This is a genomic window from uncultured Erythrobacter sp. (assembly GCF_947499705.1).
Lineage (GTDB): Bacteria > Pseudomonadota > Alphaproteobacteria > Sphingomonadales > Sphingomonadaceae > Erythrobacter.
In genome coordinates, this window is the sequence record NZ_CANMPJ010000001.1 from 56,511 (window position 1) to 77,670 (window position 21,160).

Sequence of the window (21,160 nt, forward strand, 5' to 3'; positions counted from 1 at the left end):
AATCTCCGCAGTCTAGCACAACCGGCCCGGCGGCGAACTATTCGACGATGTCCATTTCGTCGATCAGAGCCTGCGCTCCGTCGACTTTATCCATCACCCACAGCATGTAGCGCGTGTCGACATGGATCGTGCGGGTTGTGCGGGGATCGAAATCCCAGTCCGAATTGACGCTTTCGAACGTGCCATCGAATAGCAATCCGACCAGTTCGGCGCGCGAATTGAGCGTGGCCGAACCGCTGTTGCCGCCGGTCGAGTCGAGATCCGAAAGGAAGTTGACCGGCACCGAACCGATACTGTCGAGCGCATAAGCGCCATAATCCTTGGCTTCGATCCGCTCGAGCAGTTTGTCGGGCGAATTGAAGGGGTCTTCGCCGGTGTCCTTGTCGGTGATCCCTTCAAGCGTAGTGAAGGGCAGGTATGCCATGCCATCGCGCGGACTGCCGCCAAGCACGCTGCCGAATGTAACCCGCAGTGTGCTGTTGGCATCGGGATAGGTCAGCGTGCCAGTCTCCCTCTGCCACTGCGTGATCGCCTCCATATAGGCTGGGCGCAGCGCGAGCGAGCGACCAGAACGCGTCTTGCTCTCGGTCTCAAGCTGGAACCCGTATTCGTACATTGCGACGGCGAGCTGCATGAACGGGTCTTCGCTCGCTTCCAGATCGGCGGTGGAGGCGTCCATCAACGCCAGCCGCGTCTCAGCATCGCCTAGCGTAGTGTCGGCGTAGAATCTGTCGACCAGCGCAGGCAGTTCTTCGGCTGTGGTTTCCGAAGTGAGACCGAGCGCCTGATCGAAAGCCACTACGCGCTCGCCCATCGGCTGCGCGATATAGCCGCTCAGGAACAGCACCCATTCCGCCTTGTCGACCGCTGGATCATAGCGCCGGTCAAGCGCCTGCAGACCCTGACGGAAAAACGTCATGTCGCGGTCCTGATATCCGGACTCGCGCTCAGCATTGGGCTTCTGCCGCTCTTTCGACAGGCGATAGAGGCGCCTCGCGGTTGAAAACAGCGAGGGCCGCGACACGTTGCGATACCAGAAGCTGGTGCGCGAGGCGGCGGCGCTTTCCTCAGACAGAGCAGCCAATTGCCCGATTGCCTCGCCAAAGCCCGCGCGCGCCGGGTCGGCCGCGATCCACTCACCCAATGCAGCTTCGCGCGCACGGCGGCGGTCGACCAGCCCGACCCGGCGCGCGCCATCGATCTGGCCGCGCAGGTTCTTTTCGAAATTGTTGAGACCGGCGAGGCGGCTTTCATACTTCACCCGGGCATCCGATCCCTCGGGCGCTGCGGTCTCGATCGTGACAATCCAATCGGTCAGCAGTGTCTGGAAGGTCGGATATGTCCAGTTGAATGTGTTCTCGACCTCAGCCAGCAAAGTGTAGCGGCTGGTCGAACCGGGATAGCCCGCGGCCATGACGAAATCGCCGTCGTCGAGCCCGCTGGCGCTCACCTTCAGGTGGTGCTCCGGCTCATACGGAACATTGGCTTCGTCGAAGTCCGCTGCCGAACCGTCGGGCGCAACATAGGCGCGGTAGAAGGCAAAATCGCCGGTGTGGCGTGGCCACTGCCAGTTATCGATATCGCCGCCATACTTTCCGATGGAATCTGCCGGCGCATAGACAATCCGCACGTCGCGCACTTCGAGCCGCTTCACGAGTTTATACTGCGCCCCGCCATAAAAGCTGGCGACCTGGCAGCGGTAGCCCGCCGTTTCCTCACATCCGGCGATGATGTCCTTGCGGCGCTGCTGCACCAGTTCGTAGCGCTCAAGCGCTTCCATTCCCTCGGTGCCTTCGCGAACTTGCCCGGTCACATCGGTGACTTCGGTGGTCACATAAATTCGCGATCCCGGTGCGGCGGGCAGTTCATCGCTTTTGGTGGCGGCAAGAAATCCGTCTTCGAGATAGTTGTTCTCAGCCGTCGAGTTGTACTGCACCGATCCGCGTGCGCAGTGATGGTTGGTGACCACCAGCCCCTCGGGTGAGACGAAGCTTGCCGAGCAACCGCCGAGCGAGACCACCGCGCCCATCGGGAAGCCGGTGAGATCCGCGAGTGCTTCGGGTTCAAGCTCCAGACCGGCTTCGCTGAGTTCGTCGCTGATCTCTTGAAGCTGATCGGGCGTGAACATCCCCTCCTTGGCCGAAAGCGGCGCCGCGAGCGACGCGGCGAGCAGGAGATTGATCGTGAAGAGCTTGGTCGGTGTCATCGTATTGGCCTTGTCTATTGCGGCGCTCGACCGGATGAGTCTCTGCGCCAATGAGATAATGTATCTTTATGCGAGTTGCGTCCAGTCAGTTGCTGGCTTGCTCAGCAGCGATCCCGCGTTTGGTGGTCAGGTAGGTGGCAAAACTGGCCAGCCAGTGACTGCCTGAATAATGCTCGTCAGAAACTGCCGCGACGCCGGTTTCGCGGTGGACCTCGGCTGACGCGAGCAGTGCGCCAATTCGTTGGTCACCCTCGGGAAGAGCCGACGCGATGCCTTCGAGCGCCCAGGCTCGCGACAGATTGACCCCGTCGAGATGCACCAGCTTGCCATCAGACGCATCGAGAACAACGCCCGGTTCCAGCCAGTCTCCGCTCCCGTCCGAAGGAATTTGCGGCAGGAATTCGCCGAGCCATGCAGCATATTCGTTTTGCGCCATCACGCGGCGCATCAAATCGGCTTCCATCAGGCAAGGTGAGAGAAAGTCTTCTCCCGACGGTTCGTAAGCGAGTGGGCAATTCACGTCACCGCGGTGGAACGCCAACGTCTTTTCGCGCAGCTCTGAAGCGAGTTCCTGATTGCCGACACCGTCAGCATAGTCGAGCATCAAGCCAAAGGCGAAAGCGGTTTGATTGTGCGTGCCCAAGCGGATTGGGTAAGATAGCTTCGGGAGCCAATCCCTGACCTGCGCGACGATCGCATCCTCCAGCGGTCGCAGGGTGTCGCGCCACTCAGTCAGCTCGGGATCGTCGCTCTCTTCTAACTCCAAAACGAGCTGTAGGTACCACGCGATGCCATAGGGACGCTCGAACGATCTTCGGCCCTCTGCTTCGTAATAGGCGAGCTCGGCAGCGAGATTTTCCTCGGTGAAGCTCTTTGCGAGTTTGGTCCGGATTTCGTCTGCCAGCACGCTGTCGGGCTGCGTGGTCAGCACCCGGCTCAGCAGCCAATGGCCGTGGACCGATGAATGCCAATCGAAGCAGCCATAGAACGCTGGTGTCAGCTCACTCGGCGCCTGCACGTCGTCGGCAGACTGCATAACGTGGCTGATCTTGTTGGGATATTCGCGGTGAACGCAATCAAGCGCGAGAACGGCGAAACGGTCGACGACGGTTTCCGGCGCGGGCCGGTCCGAAGGCGCGCTTTCGGTTGTTCCATCCTCTGAATTGGAGCACGCCGCCAGCAGCAATGCTGCCAGCCCAACACCCAGATGCTTCATGCGACACGTCCCTTTAGCGTTTGCAGCGGCGTAGAGGTTCAGCAAGGCTTGGCGCAAGTGCAACTTGCGAGCCACCGCTTCGATATTCCGCTTGTACGATCTGGCATATGCCCCCAATATTTGAGGATGTCCGAAGGATCGGGATCCCCCGAAACTGATCATTTACGCCGCGAAATGGCCGAGTATTTGCGCCGCGTCGCAGAGCGTGATCGTGACGCATTCGATGCGCTCTATGACCTCGCGTCAGGGAAACTATTCGGGATCGCGCTGCGTATTGTCGGCGATGCAGCGGCAGCTGAGGACGTAACCCAAGAGAGTTTCGTGAAGATCTGGCAGCGGGCAAACGACTATTCGACCGAACTCGGCAGCCCGCTCGCCTGGATGGGCACAATCGCGCGCAACACGGCGATTGATTGGTACCGCAAACACAACAAGGGCGAGACAACCAGCGATGCCGTATTGGAGAATGCCGCTGACACAGGCGCGCTCGCCGATGACTGGCTCGAAAGCGTGCAGGAAAGTGCGCGGATCAAGCACTGCATTGGCAAACTCGGCGAGGATCAGAAATCACTGATCCTCGATGCGTTCTTTGCTGGTTTCACCTACCTTCAATTGGCAACCAGGAAGGGTATTCCGCTCAACACCGTAAAGAGCCGGGTTCGCCGCGGGCTCAAGAATCTGCGAAAGTGCTTGGACGATGAGTGAGTTTCCTAACACTCCAGAGGAGCGCACGCTCCTCGCCAGCGAAATGGCACTTGGATTGCTGGACGGCGATGAATTGGCGCTCGCACGGCGTTTGCAACTGAGCGACACCGGTTTTGCTGCGCTGGTCGAAAAGGCCGAGCGTGACGTCGCGCCGCTCCACGAAGCCTATCCCGAGGTTGCAGCGCCCGTATCGCTCAAAGATCGGGTCAATGCGGCGATCGACACTGAAGACGCAGGTTCGGCAGCGTCGCATCCCTTGCCGGTGAATGACAACGGTCCCGGCCCGTGGCGCTTGATCGCGATGGCTGCGTCGATCGTGGCCCTGGCGCTAGCAGGCGTGCTGGCATTCCAGACGGTGAACCAGCCGGACAGCGTGCAAACGGTGCCTGCCGCTCAGTATGTTGCGCAGATGGCCACGCAGGAGGAGGGCCAGTTTGTCGTGGTACGGTGGAGCGCTGACCGAGCATCGCTCGATGTGCGTGCGGTTGGCCTGGCCGACGACAGCCTTGCTCCCGCGCTTTGGATCATTCCGGAAGACGGTACGCCGCGCTCTTTCGGAACTGCAAACGGCGAAGGTCGGGGTGAACTTGAAATCCCGCGCGATCTCGCGCCCTTCCTGACCGATGGAGCAACGCTTGCGGTGACTATGGAGGACCCGGCCAGCGCCCCGCATGAGGCACCGACCCCTCCGATTATCGCCACCGGGACGTTGCTCGAAATCTAGTGAGCAAAGGCGTGCTGTCGGACGCCAAAAAACTTTCGCAATTGAAGGCAACCTTTTTCGCAGACCTCTCGTAACGGGGCCGAGAGTTGGGAAACCGCGCGCGTTTTCACGTGTCGCGGCCCGAACCCTCGCCATCGGACGTCGGCTCTACAACCGGCCTCATAGAGGGGAATTCGAATGATACTGGCGAAATACCAATCACCTGCAGGTGAGGACGCGTTGCTGCGGGTTCCGCTTCGCTATCGGCTCGCAGCACGGCTGACCAAGTACCGTTACCTTGCCGCCGGAACGGCAGTGTGCGCCTTGGTGCCTCTGGCATTCCAGCTCGCGGAACTGCCGAGCTCTGCTGCCGACCACCTCGATCCGCCCGCGCGAACAAGCCCGGCATCGGACGACACTCCCGACGCGCCTGCCGATATTGCCGACGTCTTTGCGTTTCACGACGACCAGAACGTCGTACTGATCCTGACTTTCGCTGGCCCGCAAGCGACGGATCAGCCGGCGGTCTACGACACCGATGTGCTCTACCGCCTCAATGTCTCCAACGCGGCACCGCGCACTACCACCGATATGCCTATCGAGATCCAGTTCGGGCAGGATATTTTTACCACCGGTGTACCCTTCGGCGTTCGTGTTCGCGGGCTGCCTGGCGTGACCGGCGACCTGATCGGTCCTGTCGAATCCGACATCGTGACCGATGGTGTCCGCGTGCGTGCTGGCTTGTTCGACGATCCATTCTTCTTCGACCTTCAGGGCTTTCGTGACACGCTCAGCACCGGGCAGCTCAGCTTCGACAACACCCGTGATTTCTTCGCCAGACAGAACCTGACTGCGGTTGTGATCGAGATCCCGCGCGACCGGATCGAAAATGGAGCCAGTCTGATTGACGTCTGGTCTGAAACCGCTCGTCTGGGAGGGCAATTGTGATGACCAACCGTTTCCTGAGCGCCGCTTCGATGGCGGCGATAGCTCTTACCCTTTCAGCCTGCGGTGATGACGAAGTTGAAGTCCCGCCAACCATGATGCCGATGCCGACACCAACACCGTCGCCCACGCCGAGCCCAACCGGCTTCGATGTGAGCGCGTGCCTTAATCAGGTGATCCCTGGAACGGGCGGCGTGACAGTGGCTGGGGCGGTGGTGCCCGACACGCTGACGATCAATCTCGGCGCCGCATCGGGCTTTCCCAATGGCCGTCGGCTGGAAGATCCGGTGATCGACGTGACTTTGGGCGTGATTTTCCTCGACCTGGCGGTTCACGGGGCGGGCACGCTTGCGGGGGTTCCGGTGAACCCGGCAGCGAACGACGTGCCATTCCAGGCCGGTTTTCCATATCTCGCCCCTGCGCAGGGTAGCCCACCGATTACCGTGTCAGGCGGCAGCAGCTTTGTCTTCAACACTGCACCAGTGGGCGATTTCGTGAGGGTCGATCGGATGGGGATGCCAGCCGTATCGACTGCGCTGATCGGTTCGGATCAAAAGGACCCGTACAACGATGCCAGTCCGGCAGACGATGCCAATGGCGATTTCGTTCCCGAGCTGACGGAACAGCTGACTGGTCTCACCAATGCGCTGGCAGACGATCTCACCGATCTCGGCCTGACACCCTGCGCGACACCGAACACCTAGAGCGAAACTGGAGCCAATCGGTCAGGCGGCGCCATTCTCCTCGCCGCCTGACCGCTCCTTCAAAAGGATAATGCAATGCGTTCTCCGTTCCTGAAAATTGCTTCGTTGCTGCTGATTGCCTCCGGGGCGGTCGCGGGTGTGACGTTGTTGTCACCGTCTTCGCAGGCGGAGAGCGACGCCTTGCTCGGCCGAGACCCGAAAGTTTCCTACGGTCCCGCAAATTACGATGCGGCGCTTGAAGCGGTCGACCGCGATTTGGCTCTGGCGCGCCAGCGCGTTGATCGGGCTCCCAAACAATGGCTCGGCTATGAGGGACTTGCGCTCGGCCATCTGATCAAGGCGCAATTGTCGGGCTCCTTCGCAGAGCTTTCAGCTGCCGATGCGATGATAGGCAAGGGATTGATTCTGGCCGGAGCGGGCAAGGGACCGGCGATCGCGGCCAGCACAATCGATCTCAGCCTGCACCGCTATCCGGAAGCGCTCGAACACATCGAGGACTACAACGGATTTGTCGTTAAACGGGGCGAAGCCGAGAAGGCGGAAATGCTCGCGCAGCGCGGCGAAGTTGCTTTCTATTCCGGCGACTATAGCGGCGCGCTAACTCACTACCGGCTGGCCTTCGATGCCGACCCCAGCCCGAACACGATTTTCCGGCTGGCGACCTGGCACAAATATCTGGGAGACTTCGACACTGCGATTGAGCTCTACACCAGAGGTGCGCTGAGTGGTCGTTCGGCCACGCCGCAAATGCTCGCGGCCTATCATCTTCAGATCGGCGCTCTCGAACTGCAGCGCGGCAATTGGGACCTCGCTCATGCGTACTTCAAGCGGGCCGACGACTTGTTTCCGGGCTATTGGCTGACGCAGGCGCATATTGCGCAGATGCTTGCCGTTGAAGGCAAACGCGATGGAGCCAAGCGCATGTACCGCGAGATCATCGAACGGACCGGCAATCCAGATGTGATGATGGCACTCGCGAGCGTTCACGAATTCGAAGGTGATGAGCGTGCTGCAACAACACTACGCAGCCAGGCTGCCGAATTGTTTGATAAGCGCCTCGAAGAACTGCCTGAGGCCTATTTCGATCATGCACTCGATCTGGCGCTGGCCAATGGCGACAATGCGCGCGCCCTCGAACTCGCCAAGGCCAATTTTGAGGCGCGACCTTACGGTGATGCAAAGATGGCGCTGGCCCGGGCGCACACCGCAAACGGCGATCCTCGAAAAGCGGCGGCGTTGCTCGAAGAAGTGGTGGCATCGGGCTGGAAATCGGTCGAGCAGCACATTGATCTGGCCGAGGCATATGAAGCGCTCGGCGACCGGGCGAAATCGGACCAGCAAACGCAGATGGCTCTGGCGCTAAACCCCAAGTCCCAAAGGCCTGAAGCTGATCTGCTCGCGTTTGGCAGTCACTAACCTGGGGCATCAGGGTTGTTCGCAACCAGCACGGCGAAGTGGGAATTTACTTTCCGCACCGGTTGTTCGCATGTCCAAACCAACGTGCATCTATGTAAATCGCAAATAAAAACTCGACGCTCATTTTGCGAAAATCATGGATCAAGACTGCCACGGTGGCATCCCTAACGGCCTGTTAACCATTCTTTTGTAGCTCTTGGCTGCAGAGCGCGAGGCCGTTTGCCGAAGCGCGAGTGGGGGCGCAAAATGCAGCAAGATAGTCGCTTGCATAAGCAGGTGGGGTCGCAAAGCTCGGCCCCGGAGGCATTGACTGGCGGATATGTCGCTGAAGGTTTCGAACCCGTGGCGCATGCTTTCCAGGCCGCAATCCTATCTGGCGAGGCGCTTGGTGCGGCATGCACCATCATCCATCGCGGCGAGACTGTTGTAGATCTGCACGGCGGCTGGAAAGACACAGCGCGCGAGCACAAGTGGGTCGGCGACGACATCGCACTCGTCTATTCGCTTAGCAAAGGCCTGACCGGAATGGCTGCCGCCGTTGCCGTGTCACGAGGTTTGTTCTCTTACGATGAACCGGTCGCCGACATTTGGCCCGAATTTGCGGCACATGGGAAAGACGCAGTTACGGTTGGAGAGGCGCTGTCCGAACAGGCCGGCGTCGCCGCAATCGACTACAAGCTCACCCTTGAGAATATTGGCGATGAAGCCGCGATTTGCGATGCCATCGCGCGGCAGAAGCCCAACTGGGCGCCGGGCGACTATGCCGGGAACCACGCCTACACGCTTGGCTGGATTGCCAGCGAGATGATCCATCGCCGCGATCCGCAAGGGCGGCGTTTGCCGCAGTTTTTCGCTGAAGAGGTTGCGGGTCCGCTTGGGCAAGACGTCTTCTTCGGCCTTCCGGAAAGCTTCGATCGCGATCGCATCGCAAGGATCAAGGGTTTCGGGATGCCGGACCTTTTCATCAATCACACCACGATGCCGTGGGCGCTCACGTTTAAGATGTGCTTGCCGGGCACGCTCGCATTTCGGACACTGAACAATCCGCTGATTCTTCAAGGTCCAGAGGCGCTTGATAGCGAAGGGTTCTGGCGCGTCGGGCAGGGCGCTGCGGGCGGAATGGCCTCGGCGCGCGGATTGGCAACACTCTACAATGCGTTCGCTGAAGGCGGCGAGAAACTGGGCATTACGCCCGAAGTCATGGCCGACCTTATCAAAGGTCATCACTATCCGCGAAAGGGCCTGAAGGACAAGGTCCTGACCGCTGACATGTATTACTCTCACTGCTTCGAGAAGCCATTCAGCGCGTGGGAATTTGCGCGCACACGCAGCGCTTTTGGCAGCTTCGCAGTGGGCGGTTCGCTCGCCTTTTGCGATCCCGAAGACGGCGTTGCTTACGCCTGGATCACCAATCAACTCGGCACCGCAAAGTGGGATGATGCCCGCGAGAAGCTGGTGCGCGATGCCTTTTACGCCTGTCTGGAGAACCGCTCATGAGCATCCGCCACGTCGTATTGTCCGATCTTCACCTGGGTGCGCGCGACAGCTTGCTGACGCACGTTCATGGCAGCGGTGAAATCGCCGAAGGCCCATCGGAGGTGCTGGCCGCCTTCGCCAATGGCATGCGTGAGACGCTGGGCGATGATCCGAAGCCGCAATTAGTGCTGCTTGGCGACGCTCTGGACCTCGGCCTGTCCCCATTCGGAGATGTTTCGAAGAGCTTCCTGCAACTGCTGGACGCTTTCTATCCGGAGGGCGGTTCGGACCTGTTCGAGCGCGAAATCATCTACATCGCTGGCAACCATGACCATCACCTTTGGCGGATTGCGCAGGACAATGGCTTCTTGTCGGCACTTGAAAGCGGTCAAATTCCCGGCGACCTCGATTCAGTGACGAACATCTTCGGCACGCCGTCGCATCGTTGCCGGTTGATGGAATCGCTGTTCAATCACCGGCCGCATTTGACCGACGCATCCGTCAAGATCGCCTATCCGAACTGGGGGCTGTCAGACAATGCAACCGGGCGCGCCGTGGTGATGCATCACGGGCATTATCTCGATGGAATGTACCGCGCGCTTTCCAACGTGCGCGGCTTCCTTGGCGATGGCAATCCGCTGCCTGCCACCATGCGTCAGCTGGAACAGGAGAACGGGCCATGGATCGATTTCCTGTGGTCGGATCTCGGCAGCGCGGGCGAGATCGGCAACGAAGCGGGATCGCTCTATGGAACTATGCTGAGCGCAGGCGCCAGCCATGACTTTGCGGAAAGCATCGCCCGGCGCATCACCGGCGGTTTACACGCAAAGCTCGGCATCAATCCCAAGATGGAGCTCAAATACGGGATCACGCTGGACAATCTGATCCGCGCGGGTGTCGATCTGACGGCTGGACGCGCGGCGGAACGCCAGCGCGACGGATATGGCCATGTGCTGGGAGAAGACGAGATCGAGGATATCGGCTGGTATCTCGGCACACCACTGGCAAACGAGATACGGCGGGAATTGCCGGATATGCCGCGAGAGCTGTCCTTCATTTTCGGCCACACACACAAGCCGTTTCAGGATGAGCTGCTGGTCGATGGCTACAACGTACCGGTTGGCATCTTCAACACAGGCGGCTGGGTGCTGGACGAACCGACGCTCATGCCGGTGCAAGGCTGCGCCGCGATGCTGGTCTCCGATGAGCTAGAAGTCGCGTCGCTGCGACTGTTCAACGATCCAACCGACGGAACAATCGCACCGGTGCGCGTCGAAGGTAGTGGTCGCCTGAGCCGCTTGGTCGACCAAGCCAGCGAGGCGGTCGACGCCGCCTCTGCCCACTGGGCCGACTTCTCGCGCATCGTCCACGCTCGCATTGTCGAGGAGGCAGACAAACGCGTCCGCCAAATGCTCGACCGCTCCAATGAACAAGTACGGGAGGCAGCAGAATGACCATCCAGAATCCCTTTGGGCAGAAACGCATTGCTCGCAGCCTCGATGAGGTGAAATCGCACTACACTGTTCTCGTTGTAGGCTCTGGCTATGGCGCGGGTGTTGCTGCCTCGCGGCTTGCACGGGCAGGACAGGATGTCTGTATCCTCGAACGCGGCAAGGAAATGCTGCCCGGTGAGTATCCGAACAAGCTGGCCGATGCACAGGGCGCCATGCAGTTCAACGCCAAGGGTGGCCGGATCGGATCGCCGGATGCGCTGTTCGAAGTGCATGTGAACGACGATCAATACGCGCTGGTAGGATGCGGCCTGGGCGGCACATCCTTGATCAATGCCAACGTATCGCTGGAACTGGACAAACGCCTGCTCGATCAGGCGCACTGGCCCGCCGCCTTCCGCGACGATCCCCACGCAATCGATACCTATTACGAGCGCGCCCGCGAGATGCTCGCGCCCAATGCCTATCCCGACACTTACCCAAAACTCGGCAAGCTGGAAGCGCTTGAGCATTCGGCCAAAGCGATGGGCAAACGCTTCTACAAGACGCCGATCAACGTCAATTTTGAGGACAAGACCAACAAGTTTGGCGTTCCGCAGCCAGCCTGCACCAATTGCGGCGACTGCACCTCTGGCTGCAATATCGGCGCAAAGAACACGACGCTGATGAACTACCTGCCCGATGCCGCCAATCATGGCGCGGAGATCTTCACGCAGGCGAAGGTTCAGTGGGTCGAACGGGACGGCGACATCTGGCGCGTCCACGTCGAGCACAACGGCGAAGACGGTGCCTCGGTGACGATCACCGCCGACCATGTGGTTCTGGGCGCGGGCGCAATCGGCTCGACCGAAATCCTGCTGAGATCACGCGCAAAAGGTCTGTCGCTGTCCGACCGGCTCGGCACGCACTTTTCCGGCAATGGCGACGCGCTTGGCTTCGCCTATGACAGCTACTTCAAGTCCAAGAAGGACGGCGATGATGTCACCGCCGATCCGATTTACGCGATGGGCATTGGCACATCGGATGTGGGGCAGGAAGCCTATCCCGGTCCCTGCATCACCGGCATCATCGACATGCGGGATAGTAAAGATGTGACAAAGGGATTGGTGATCGAAGAGGGCGCAGCGCCCGGCATCCTTGCCACAGCCCTGGCTCCAGCGTTCTTCTTCGGTGAAGCGCTGGCCGATGGCTTCACCCGTTTCGGTTTCGATCAGGTCAAACCACGCCTGCTCGATGCCAAAGCGATGGGCGAAGCGGTGCAGACCGATCCCGGCAGCATTGCCGAATGGGCTTACAAAGGCCCGATGGCTCGCACACTGACCTATCTTGTGATGAGCGTCGACGATTCACACGGCAATCTCGCCCTCGAAGACGACCGCATCACCATTCGCTGGTCCCATGCCGGCGAGCAGCAAACTTTCCGCCACGATGACGACAAAATGCGCGAGGCGGCGGAGGCCATCGAAGCGCAGTACTTCTCCGATCCGCTGTGGTCCGAGCAACTGGGTCGCAAAGTGATCACGGTGCATCCCATCGGCGGATGCGGCATGGGTGATGATGCCGCTTCGGGCGTTGTCGACGACAGCTGCCGCGTCTTTTCAGGCGCCAGCGGGAATGACGTCCACCCGGGTCTCTACGTTTGTGACGGTGCAGCTATCCCCGGCGCAGTGGGCGTAAACCCACTGCTGACGATCACGGCGGTAGCCGAGCGCGCGGTTGAAAAGCTCGCACTGCGTCAAGGCTGGACTATCGATTACACGCTCGGCGAGGAAGGGCCGCTCCCACAGGAAGTTCCTGCAGAGGAAGCGGGCGCTGAACCGCAAGCGGTCCCACATCATGAAAGTCTGAAGCTGTCTGTCGCCAAATGGGTCGGTGGCCATGCCATCGGGCCAGTCGCAGACGCCGTGACCAACGCAGCTAAGCACTTCGAAAGCGGCGCTCTCGAAGAGGGCAAAGCCGCGATCCGCAATCTCGTGAAAGAGCACCCCGAAGCGATGAGTCCCGGGCTGGCGTTCACCGAAACCATGGCGGGCCATATCAGCGCCACCGGTTGCCACCATCGCCCCTGCGGCCATGTTGAGCGCATTCGCGACGACTACGTCAATGGCGCGGCTTGGGGACAGTCGGAGGACAGCGCATGCAGTTTCAAACTGACCGTTACGACCGACAACCTTCACCGCATGATCGAAGAACCGGAGCATCGTTCGCGTATCACCGGGGAAGTGCTGGTCAGTGCGATTTCGCCTGATCCAATGCCTGTGCGCGAAGGTGTCTTCCGCCTGCTCGTCGCCAATCCGGACAAGGCTGAAAGCTGGAAAATGCTCTATGACATGGTGCTGGATGGGCCAGACGGCCCGATCCACTTTCATGGCTTCAAGACATTGGAAGAGCGCGGCCAAGGGAGCAGCAAGTCGGACCCGTGGACCGATCTGACGACCCTGTTCGTCACTTTGCGCCACGGAGAAGACGAGAGCGGCGAGTTGATCGGGCGCGGTGTGCTCAAGCTCGGCATCGACGAGTTCATGCGTCAGCTGACGACCATCACAGTCCACGATTCGGACACGTTGGTCGGCCACATCGTCAATCTGATCCCGAAAGCCCGCAAGGCTATCGAGACCTACTTCCAGGCCAAATATGCGGGGTTCTTCGCGATGACCGTGTTCCGCGCCTATGGCGGGATGCTGGCAACGCTGAACGACTTTGCGGGCAAGGATGCGGCGAACCTGTCGCTGCGCGATCTGCACCTCCCGCCCGCCGAGCGGCATGTCGTACCGACTGGCGACGGCGTGAATATCGGCCTCACCCGATATCGCGGCGGGCCACGCGGTCCGCTCGTCTTGGCACCGGGATTCTCGGTGCGCGCATCAAGCTTTGCCACTCCTACGATCGACGAAAATCTGACCGAAAGCCTTGTCGCACAAGGCTATGACGTGTGGCTGTTCGACTACCGCGCCAGTGCGGATTCGGGCAACGACACCGAGCACCCGCCCGAGTTCAACATCGACGACATCGCTCGTTACGATTGGCCTGCGGCGGTCGCGAAAGTCCGCGCTGTGACAGGGGCCGACAGCGTTCAAGCACTGGCGCATTGCGTTGGCTCAATGAGCCTGCTGATGGGCATTGGTGCTGGCTGGGTCACGCATGTCCGCTCGCTGATCAGTTCACAGCTGACCCTGCACCCTGTCACCGATTGGCTCAACTATATGAAAGCCGATCTCGGGGTCGCGGGCATGCTCGGGCAGATTTCACTGCTGGGCGGGCATATGGATTTCGTGAGCCAAGGCACTGAGGCCGATTACGAAATCGATGCAGTCGCCTATCAGATCCCTGTCCCTGAAGGTCAGGCGTGCAAGAACCCAACCTGCCGCCGGGTGTTCGGCACGTTCGGCCCCAGTTGGGACCATCGTCAGCTCGGCCATGACACCCATCTCGCTCTCGGCAGCATGTTCAGCCGAGTTTCGCTCACGCCGTTCAAGCAACTTGGCGATATCATGCACAAAGGGCTGGCCGTCGATGCGGAGGGCAAGTCTGTCTACACCAATGAGGAAGCCGCCCGGCGTCTTGCTTTGCCGATCAGTTTCCTGTCCGGGGCGACAAACCAGATATTCTATCCTGAAAGCGGGCAGCGAACGCGAGTCTGGCTGTCGGAGCGTAACAGCAGCGATCTCTACCGCCAGAAGATCATTCCCGGTTACGGCCATATGGACCTGTTCATCGGACGAAATGCACACCGCGATGTGACGCCGTGGGTTTTGGAAGAACTGGAACGGCTGGATCGCGTAGATGGAGCTGCAGAACATCAAGCGACTGCGTAGTTTTCAAGGAGGCGCTTGGGTAAGTTGGCGGAGACGGAGGGATTCGAACCCTCGATACCCGTTACCAGGTATGGTTCCTTAGCAGGGAACTGGTTTCAACCACTCACCCACGTCTCCGCAACGCGCGATCTCGCTGCGAGCCGCGCGCTATAATCGCGCTTGGCGATACCGGCAAGGTGGGAAACGACAAAAACCTACCGCCTGACCTGCCAGTCCTGGCCGTCTGCCATCCGGGATATTCGCGAGCCATTCAGCCTCTGCTCCTTAATTGATTCGCTTCATCGCGTTTTAGATTCGACTCGCCGACGCGCGATTGTCGAATGCGTTTCAAAGGACTCTCCTTACGCGCGCAGGATTGCGAGCGGCTCCGGTAGAGACCGCCAAAGCGAGGACCAGGATCGACATGAGCATTCAAAACTGGACGAGAGGCCCCATTCGCGTGGCCGTTGCAGCCATCGGTGCGATAGGTCTTATGGCGATGCCTGCACAGGCTCAGGACGTTGAAAGCTTCGATCCGGACGAAGCGTTCGAGACTGTCAGTTCCGAAAGCCCGGATTCCGGCGGGATCGACGCCGATCTGATGGGCCCTCAGACCCAGCCTGAAACCCAGAACGAGTCGGTCGCCGATTGGGACGAACCCATTCGCGTACCGACCGATCAGGCAGGTCCTGCGGAAGTTGTGACAGAAACGCAGCCCGGCTTTGACCAGGAATTCGCGGGCTACTCCGATTACGGTGCCGCTGCAGACAGCGACGTTATCGCAGCCGCAGGTGGCGCCGCGACTGATCCGGCCACAGGTGAAGTGATCGCCGCCAATGACAGCTCGACCTACGGCCAGGACGATCTGATCGGCGCGGCAGAAGGCGTCTTCGGCAAAGGCGCAGCTGGTCTTGCCGGCCTGATCGAAGACCTTCTCCGTGAGCAGGGCGAACCCAACGGCTACATCGTCGGCCGCGAGGCGGGGGGCGCCTTCATCCTTGGCGCGCGGTACGGCTCCGGCACGTTGCATCACAAGATCGAAGGCCAACGAAAAATCTATTGGACCGGCCCCTCCATCGGGTTCGATGTCGGAGCGAACGCGGCCAATTCGTTCGTGCTGGTCTACAATTTGTATGACAGCGAAGAGCTGTTCGCCCGGTTTCCCGCCGGTGAAGGTCAAGCGTATCTCGTTGGCGGCCTGCATGTCAGCTATCTGCGTAAAGGCGACAAGGTTCTGATCCCGATCCGGGTTGGCGCTGGGCTGCGGCTGGGCGTCAATGCGGGCTATATGAAGTTTTCCAAGAAGCAGCGCTGGTTGCCCTTCTGACGTCGCATCGATGAGGTCCGCGACTTCCAAAAGGCAGCGCGGAGACAGATTGGATGAAATTGCGGTTGCGGCGCGCCGATCAGCGCGGCATGCGCTTGCACCATGCTCAACCGACTCGAAGCCCAATCGCCCGATGCGCTGCTTGCGCTGATCAAACTCCACGCCGCTGATGAGCGTCCTGACAAGGTAGACCTTGGCGTTGGCGTCTATCGCACGGGTCAGGGCGACACGCCTGTGTTTGCTGCGATCAAGGCGGCGGAGCAGCAGCTGGTCGACCGGCAGGATTCCAAAAGTTATCTCGGCCCGGAAGGCGACATGGGCTTCGTCAATGCGCTGATGCCGTATATTTTCGGCGCGGACGCCACGATGGGCGGGCGCATTGCTGGCATGCAGACACCTGGCGGCACCGGAGCGGTGCGGCTCGCCGTAGCGCTGGCGCAAAAGGCCGGGATGGAGCGCCTGCATATGGGCGTGCCGAGCTGGCCCAACCACGCGCAGATACTGAACGATATTGCGCTGGAGACGGTAACGTTCCAGCACTCCAACCCCGATGGCACCGCAAATATCGATGCCGTGTTGGAAGCGATCCGGAATGCCGGACCGAACGACGGCGTGCTGCTGCACGGATGCTGCCACAACCCGACCGGGATCGATTACTCGGCCGAGGAATGGCAGGCCATCGGAGACGCAATTGCTGAGACCGGCATTTTCCCGATCATCGACACTGCGTACCAGGGATTGGGGCACGGCCTTGAAGAAGACGCTGCCGGGATGCGCAGCGTGCTCGCCAAGGTTCCCGAGGCATTTGTCTGTTACAGCTGTGACAAAAATTTCGGGATGTACCGCGACCGCGTTGGTGCGTTCTACATTCTCTCGGACGGGCAGGACACGCTCGACAACGCGTTCTCCAACGCCAATGCGCTGGCCCGCGCAAGCTGGTCGATGCCGCCCGATCATGGGGCTGCAGCGGTACGGCTGATCCTGCGCGACGAGGAGTTGACCAAGGTCTGGAAAGACGAGCTCGATACGATGCGCAGCCGGATGCGCGATGTCCGCAGGGCTTTGGCCGATGCCGGCACCGCAGGCAGCGTCGATCTGACCCCGCTCGGCGGCCAGAACGGCTTGTTTTCGGTTCTTCCCGTTTCGAAGGAACAGGTGGCCCAGCTGCGCGAAGAGCACGCGATCTACATGGCCGGATCGGGCCGGATCAACATTGCTGGACTGACCATGGGCAATATCGAAAAGTTCGTGGACGCCCTGGCCGATGTAACCGGCTGAGTGCCTGGGTCGCCGGGGCGAAGTTGACAGAGTTGACACCCTGTCACCCTTGCATCTGGCCGATAAACTCCTGTGATGTATGGGAAAAGCGGCGCTCAAGCGAAGTTGACACTTGCCCAACTTTTTCGTGGCGGGTGTTTTGGTTCGGGAAGGTGCCAGACTGCGCATAGCGGCACCAAGGCAGCGTTTCATCGAGTAGGAAAGGGGGTCGTCAATGCCGACAGAAGGTCTGAACCGTCAGCCCATTCTCGAAAATGAGCAGCTGCTTTTGCGGCCGTTGCACCCCGACGATTGGGAGGCGCTGTTTGCCGTCGCCAGCGATCCGGCGATCTGGGAACAACACCCGATGCACGATCGCTGGCGCGAAGATGTGTTCCGCGTGTTCTTCGAGGATGCGCTGGCCCAAGGCGGCGCGCTGGCGATCATCGACAAGGCCAAAGATCAGATCATCGGTTCGAGCCGCTATCAGGCCTATGATCCGGAGGACGGCGGTTCGGTCGAGATCGGCTGGACGTTCTTCGCTACGCGCTGTTGGGGCAAGGGCATCAATCCGGCGGTGAAGAGGTTGATGCTGGAGCACGCCTTCGGCAGCGTCGAGCGCGTCGATTTTCGTGTTGGCGAGACGAATTACCGCTCACGGATCGCGCTGGAGAACATAGGCGCAGAGCGGAGCGATCGGACCGAGCTGACCCGCTACGACGGCAAGCGCGTACTGCATGTGGTGTATGAGATCACGCGTGATGGGTTTGAGAGTGGGCCGCTTGTCCGGTGATAGGCCGACGCCTCACTTGCGAGGCGTTGACTAGGTCACCGACTGACCGCCCCAGCGTTGCAGTCTTTGCAGAGCTCCTAGCAGCCAGTGCACCTCGACCGGAGTGTCCTCTTCAAGACCCAGTAGCATCGCGGCGGCTTCGATCGCTTGAGTATTCTCTGGTTCATCATGCAGTATGGTCTTCAAGTATCCGATAGCTCGCCGGTCGCGACGCCGACCCAGACCAATCAAAGCCTCAAATCGCACGTCCTCATTCTCGTCATTTAGGCGTGCAGCTAGCGCCTCTCTGATTTGTTCATCATCTGCTTCGCTTTGCGTACCGAGCCCAAATGTAGCCCAGTCGCGAATGTCTTCGTCTTCATCCATCATCAATGCGATGAGAGTTTGGATCGCAACCGGATCGTCAGAGAGTTGGCCGAGGGCGCAGGCCACCGCGTATCGCACATCGGCATTGGTGTGCTGCGCAAAACTCACAACAGTCGATATCGCTGCGTCCTGTTGGATATGGCCAAGTGCATGAAGCGCTGAGGCTATGGTCTGAGTTTCACTCTCAACTTCAAGCAAGGAGAGAAGGATGGCAAGCGCCTCATTTTTATAGGCTTTAGTTACCGAAGGGTCCTCGTTCCATCCAACCTGTGCGAGAATATCAGCTCCTCGAGCCCGACGCATGTCATCTGACGATCTGCACCACTCCGCTGCTCGATCAAATACCTGTCTCGTTCCAATCGTGCGCAGATCATGGACTGCTTGCCACGGGGTGCCGTCATCATAGTCACCGATCAAGGTTTGAGAAAACAGGCCTTCAATATCCGTTTCTGACATGAGGAATGCCTCCAACAATCGCGTTGTTAGCGCAAATTGAGTTCGTTCAAATTTTGACCGTAGACTGGACGTGAACGGGCCACGCTTTGTGGCAGTCTACCCCGCCGCAGCCAGCCCCTGCATCCGCTTGAGATACCGCGCTAGCACGTCGATCTCGAGGTTCACTTCGTCGCCAACCGTCAGATCACCCAAAGTCGTCACCGCGCCGGTATGCGGGATGATGTTGAGCATGAAATCGCACATTCCATCGGGCCGGTCGCGCACATCGTTCACGGTCAGCGACACGCCATCGACGGTGATCGAGCCTTTTTCGGCGATGAAGGGCGCCATTTCCGCGCGGGCGCGGATCGCTAGCCGCCAGCTGTCGCCTTCGGACTTTGCCATTACCACTTCACCGATGGAATCGACGTGGCCGGTGACGATATGGCCGCCCAGCTCATCGCCGAGGCGAAGCGAGGGTTCGATGTTGAGCTTGCGACCCTCATCCCACATGCCGCCGACGGTGCGCGAAGTGCTTTCGGCAGAGACATCGACGTCGAACCATGCATCTCCGGCTGAACCGCCGCGGTCGACCACGGTCAGGCACACGCCCGAGCAGGCGATGGACGCGCCGATATCGATTGTCGCTGGGTCGAGCGGTGCAGCGATGCGAATGCGCAGATCGCCGCGTTTCTCGACGTTTGCGATCGTGCCGATGGCGGTGACAATACCGGTGAACATCTGGGTTGGTCCCTGGTTTCACGCGCGCCCTTCGACAGGCTCAGGACGAGCGAACAATATGAAACACCGCTCATGCTGAGCCAGTCGAAGCGTGAGCGCGAAGTCTATCGCGTGCGCAGATAGGCGGTGAAGGCGTCGCTGCCAAGCTGGCGGCGTTCGCTGAGTTGCCAACGATCGTGCGCGCTGGTCAGATTGGGCAGGCCGAGGGCGCCGATGCTGCGCATTCCGTCACCGATCAAGATGGGTGCGGTGTAGATGTGAAGTTCGTCGACCAGGTCAAGCTTGAGGAAGCTCGCAGCGGTCTCTGCGCCGCCTTCGATATAGAGGTTTTGCACGCCATCGAGCTCGCCGATTTGCTCGGGACGGTTGATGATCGAGACGCCGTCCGGCTTCACCCCGCGCGTCAGGAGGAAACGCTGCGGGCTTCGGTCCTCAAGACCCGGCAGGCGCACATCGAGGCGAGGGCGGTCGGCACGCCATGTCGCTCCGCCTACCAGAATGGCGTCGTTCCTGGCGCGTTGTGCGTGGACATGCGCGCGGGCGGCTTCGCCAGTGATCCATTGGCTCGTGCCATCGGCGAGCGCGATGCAGCCATCAAGCGATACCGCGAGTTTGAGCGTTACGAAGGGACGCCCGGCGCGCTGGTTAGACAGGTATCCGCGCAGGCTGGCGGCGGAGGCAGGATCGTCCAGCAGCTCGGCGGTGATGCCTGCCCGCTTGAGCAGCGCCATGCCCTTGCCAGAGGTGCGCGGGTCTGGATCGAGTTGCCCGATGACTACGCGCGAGGGTCGCGCTTTGGCTAGCAATTCTGCGCAGGCCGGACCGCGATCGGAATCATGCGCGCAAGGTTCGAGCGTGACGTACAGCGTCGCGCCTTTGGCCTCACCCGCACCGTACCCTGCAAGCGCCTCCGCTTCGGCATGCGGGCGGCCACCTTCCTGCGTCCAGCCGCGCGCGATCACGCGCTCTTTGCGGACCAGCAGCGCTGCAACTCCGGGATTGGGGCGAGACAGCGGACGGGCACGCGCCGCCAGTCGCGCCGTGGCGGCCATCCATGCACGATCGTCGGGGGTGTAAGCGGCTATGGGGTGCTGCCTTCTTCGCCGGCACCATCATCAGCAGCTTCGCCTGCATCGGCGCTGCGTCCGAACATCGCATCCCGCTCTGCCTGCGCTTGCGCTTCGGCTTCGGCGCGCTCGGCCTCGGCCCGTGCTTCGATTTCCTCGACATCCATGCCCGCCGCAGCTCCCAGAGCCTTGTAAAGCTCACGCTTGCGCTCGGCGAGATCGGCCTCAGCCTGCTCGCGGAGGTCTTTCACTTCCTGATTTTCGAGATTGGAAGCCGCGATTTCCTCATCCGTCCGGTCGGGATCGAATGTGGTGATGTAGGTGATCGAAGGGCGATCGGGTGTCCGGTAGACCGTCTCGTTCGAAAGCCAGTAAAAGATCACGGCGAAAGGCAAAGTCGACGCGATCAGAATCGGCCAGCGAAACGGGTTCGGTTTCCGGAACTCGTTCCAGAAGTCCTTGATCCCCGGCTTGGGATTGAATCGGGAGTTCGCCAATCTCGACATCTGGGCGAATATAGTAGCAGCGGCGGGGCGATGCCAGCCTGCTTGCGATGCG

17 protein-coding genes and 1 tRNA gene are annotated in these 21,160 nt (G+C 60.4%); 11 read left to right on the forward strand and 7 right to left on the reverse strand.

Annotated features, from left to right (window positions below; genetic code table 11):
• Window positions 1-37: 37 nt before the first annotated feature.
• On the reverse strand, window positions 38-2,206 hold the full coding sequence (locus Q0837_RS00180) for a S46 family peptidase (protein ID WP_298463659.1): 2,169 nt from the start codon (window positions 2,204-2,206) through the stop codon (window positions 38-40).
• Between the two features lie 85 nt (window positions 2,207-2,291).
• On the reverse strand, window positions 2,292-3,422 hold the full coding sequence (locus Q0837_RS00185; RefSeq protein WP_298463661.1) for a DUF2891 domain-containing protein: 1,131 nt from the start codon (window positions 3,420-3,422) through the stop codon (window positions 2,292-2,294).
• Between the two features lie 126 nt (window positions 3,423-3,548).
• On the opposite strand from Q0837_RS00185, the gene Q0837_RS00190 reads away from it, so the two are divergent.
• From Q0837_RS00190 to Q0837_RS00225, 8 genes are all read left to right on the forward strand, one after another.
• Window positions 3,549-4,127: a sigma-70 family RNA polymerase sigma factor gene (locus Q0837_RS00190; protein WP_298463664.1), complete on the forward strand. Its 579-nt coding sequence runs from the start codon at window positions 3,549-3,551 to the stop codon at window positions 4,125-4,127.
• A complete protein-coding gene (locus Q0837_RS00195; RefSeq protein ID WP_298463667.1) occupies window positions 4,120-4,851 on the forward strand; it encodes an anti-sigma factor in 732 nt (243 codons plus the stop codon). The genes Q0837_RS00190 and Q0837_RS00195 overlap by 8 nt, the downstream gene beginning before the upstream one ends.
• A 177-nt stretch (window positions 4,852-5,028) precedes the next feature.
• Window positions 5,029-5,778: a DUF4331 family protein gene (locus tag Q0837_RS00200; protein WP_298463669.1), complete on the forward strand. Its 750-nt coding sequence runs from the start codon at window positions 5,029-5,031 to the stop codon at window positions 5,776-5,778.
• Window positions 5,778-6,479 (forward strand): DUF4331 family protein, encoded by a 702-nt coding sequence (locus tag Q0837_RS00205; RefSeq protein ID WP_298463672.1) that lies wholly within the window; start codon window positions 5,778-5,780, stop codon window positions 6,477-6,479. The genes Q0837_RS00200 and Q0837_RS00205 overlap by 1 nt, the downstream gene beginning before the upstream one ends.
• A 75-nt stretch (window positions 6,480-6,554) precedes the next feature.
• Window positions 6,555-7,895 (forward strand): hypothetical protein, encoded by a 1,341-nt coding sequence (locus Q0837_RS00210; RefSeq protein WP_298463675.1) that lies wholly within the window; start codon window positions 6,555-6,557, stop codon window positions 7,893-7,895.
• A 246-nt stretch (window positions 7,896-8,141) separates the two neighbouring features.
• Complete coding sequence (locus Q0837_RS00215) at window positions 8,142-9,392, forward strand: serine hydrolase (RefSeq protein WP_298463678.1); 1,251 nt, start codon at window positions 8,142-8,144, stop codon at window positions 9,390-9,392.
• Entirely contained in the window at window positions 9,389-10,825 is a 1,437-nt protein-coding gene (locus Q0837_RS00220; protein ID WP_298463681.1) for a metallophosphoesterase, read from the forward strand. The genes Q0837_RS00215 and Q0837_RS00220 overlap by 4 nt, the downstream gene beginning before the upstream one ends.
• A complete protein-coding gene (locus Q0837_RS00225) occupies window positions 10,822-14,637 on the forward strand; it encodes a GMC family oxidoreductase N-terminal domain-containing protein (RefSeq protein ID WP_298463683.1) in 3,816 nt (1,271 codons plus the stop codon). Before Q0837_RS00220 ends, Q0837_RS00225 begins: the two co-directional genes overlap by 4 nt.
• Before the next feature lie 25 nt (window positions 14,638-14,662).
• Here the strand turns inward: Q0837_RS00225 and Q0837_RS00230 are convergent.
• Window positions 14,663-14,754 (reverse strand) — tRNA-Ser (locus tag Q0837_RS00230).
• A gap of 286 nt (window positions 14,755-15,040) precedes the next feature.
• Here Q0837_RS00230 and Q0837_RS00235 point away from each other — a divergent pair.
• From Q0837_RS00235 to Q0837_RS00245, 3 genes are all read left to right on the forward strand, one after another.
• Window positions 15,041-15,943 carry a DUF1134 domain-containing protein gene (locus Q0837_RS00235; RefSeq protein WP_298463686.1) on the forward strand — a complete coding sequence of 301 codons (903 nt, stop codon included), beginning with the start codon at window positions 15,041-15,043 and terminating at the stop codon, window positions 15,941-15,943.
• A gap of 102 nt (window positions 15,944-16,045) precedes the next feature.
• A complete protein-coding gene (locus tag Q0837_RS00240; protein WP_298463689.1) occupies window positions 16,046-17,221 on the forward strand; it encodes an aromatic amino acid transaminase in 1,176 nt (391 codons plus the stop codon).
• Window positions 17,222-17,435: 214 nt separating this feature from the next.
• Window positions 17,436-17,993, forward strand: a complete 558-nt coding sequence (locus Q0837_RS00245) for a GNAT family N-acetyltransferase (protein WP_298463691.1) — start codon at window positions 17,436-17,438, stop codon at window positions 17,991-17,993.
• Between the two features lie 30 nt (window positions 17,994-18,023).
• On the opposite strand, the gene Q0837_RS00250 is transcribed toward Q0837_RS00245, so the two are convergent.
• From Q0837_RS00250 to Q0837_RS00265, 4 genes are all read right to left on the reverse strand, one after another.
• Window positions 18,024-18,815, reverse strand: coding sequence for a HEAT repeat domain-containing protein (locus Q0837_RS00250; RefSeq protein WP_298463694.1), 792 nt, complete (start codon window positions 18,813-18,815; stop codon window positions 18,024-18,026).
• A gap of 96 nt (window positions 18,816-18,911) precedes the next feature.
• Window positions 18,912-19,535, reverse strand: coding sequence for a riboflavin synthase (locus Q0837_RS00255; protein WP_298463697.1), 624 nt, complete (start codon window positions 19,533-19,535; stop codon window positions 18,912-18,914).
• A gap of 104 nt (window positions 19,536-19,639) precedes the next feature.
• The gene (gene ribD, locus Q0837_RS00260) at window positions 19,640-20,620 is read right to left on the reverse strand and encodes a bifunctional diaminohydroxyphosphoribosylaminopyrimidine deaminase/5-amino-6-(5-phosphoribosylamino)uracil reductase RibD (protein WP_366519695.1); all 981 of its coding nucleotides are present in this window, start codon (window positions 20,618-20,620) and stop codon (window positions 19,640-19,642) included.
• Window positions 20,617-21,108, reverse strand: a complete 492-nt coding sequence (locus Q0837_RS00265) for a hypothetical protein (protein ID WP_298463703.1) — start codon at window positions 21,106-21,108, stop codon at window positions 20,617-20,619. Before Q0837_RS00265 ends, ribD begins: the two co-directional genes overlap by 4 nt.
• Between the last annotated feature and the right edge of the window lie 52 nt (window positions 21,109-21,160).

Coding starts and splice junctions, on each gene's coding strand:
- Q0837_RS00180 (WP_298463659.1), bottom strand. CDS start 2,206: ATGACACCGACCAAGCTCTTCACGATCAATCTCCTGCTCGCCGCGTCG.
- Q0837_RS00185 (WP_298463661.1), bottom strand. CDS start 3,422: ATGAAGCATCTGGGTGTTGGGCTGGCAGCATTGCTGCTGGCGGCGTGC.
- Q0837_RS00190 (WP_298463664.1), top strand. CDS start 3,549: ATGTCCGAAGGATCGGGATCCCCCGAAACTGATCATTTACGCCGCGAA.
- Q0837_RS00195 (WP_298463667.1), top strand. CDS start 4,120: ATGAGTGAGTTTCCTAACACTCCAGAGGAGCGCACGCTCCTCGCCAGC.
- Q0837_RS00200 (WP_298463669.1), top strand. CDS start 5,029: ATGATACTGGCGAAATACCAATCACCTGCAGGTGAGGACGCGTTGCTG.
- Q0837_RS00205 (WP_298463672.1), top strand. CDS start 5,778: ATGACCAACCGTTTCCTGAGCGCCGCTTCGATGGCGGCGATAGCTCTT.
- Q0837_RS00210 (WP_298463675.1), top strand. CDS start 6,555: ATGCGTTCTCCGTTCCTGAAAATTGCTTCGTTGCTGCTGATTGCCTCC.
- Q0837_RS00215 (WP_298463678.1), top strand. CDS start 8,142: ATGCAGCAAGATAGTCGCTTGCATAAGCAGGTGGGGTCGCAAAGCTCG.
- Q0837_RS00220 (WP_298463681.1), top strand. CDS start 9,389: ATGAGCATCCGCCACGTCGTATTGTCCGATCTTCACCTGGGTGCGCGC.
- Q0837_RS00225 (WP_298463683.1), top strand. CDS start 10,822: ATGACCATCCAGAATCCCTTTGGGCAGAAACGCATTGCTCGCAGCCTC.
- Q0837_RS00235 (WP_298463686.1), top strand. CDS start 15,041: ATGAGCATTCAAAACTGGACGAGAGGCCCCATTCGCGTGGCCGTTGCA.
- Q0837_RS00240 (WP_298463689.1), top strand. CDS start 16,046: ATGCTCAACCGACTCGAAGCCCAATCGCCCGATGCGCTGCTTGCGCTG.
- Q0837_RS00245 (WP_298463691.1), top strand. CDS start 17,436: ATGCCGACAGAAGGTCTGAACCGTCAGCCCATTCTCGAAAATGAGCAG.
- Q0837_RS00250 (WP_298463694.1), bottom strand. CDS start 18,815: ATGTCAGAAACGGATATTGAAGGCCTGTTTTCTCAAACCTTGATCGGT.
- Q0837_RS00255 (WP_298463697.1), bottom strand. CDS start 19,535: ATGTTCACCGGTATTGTCACCGCCATCGGCACGATCGCAAACGTCGAG.
- Q0837_RS00265 (WP_298463703.1), bottom strand. CDS start 21,108: ATGTCGAGATTGGCGAACTCCCGATTCAATCCCAAGCCGGGGATCAAG.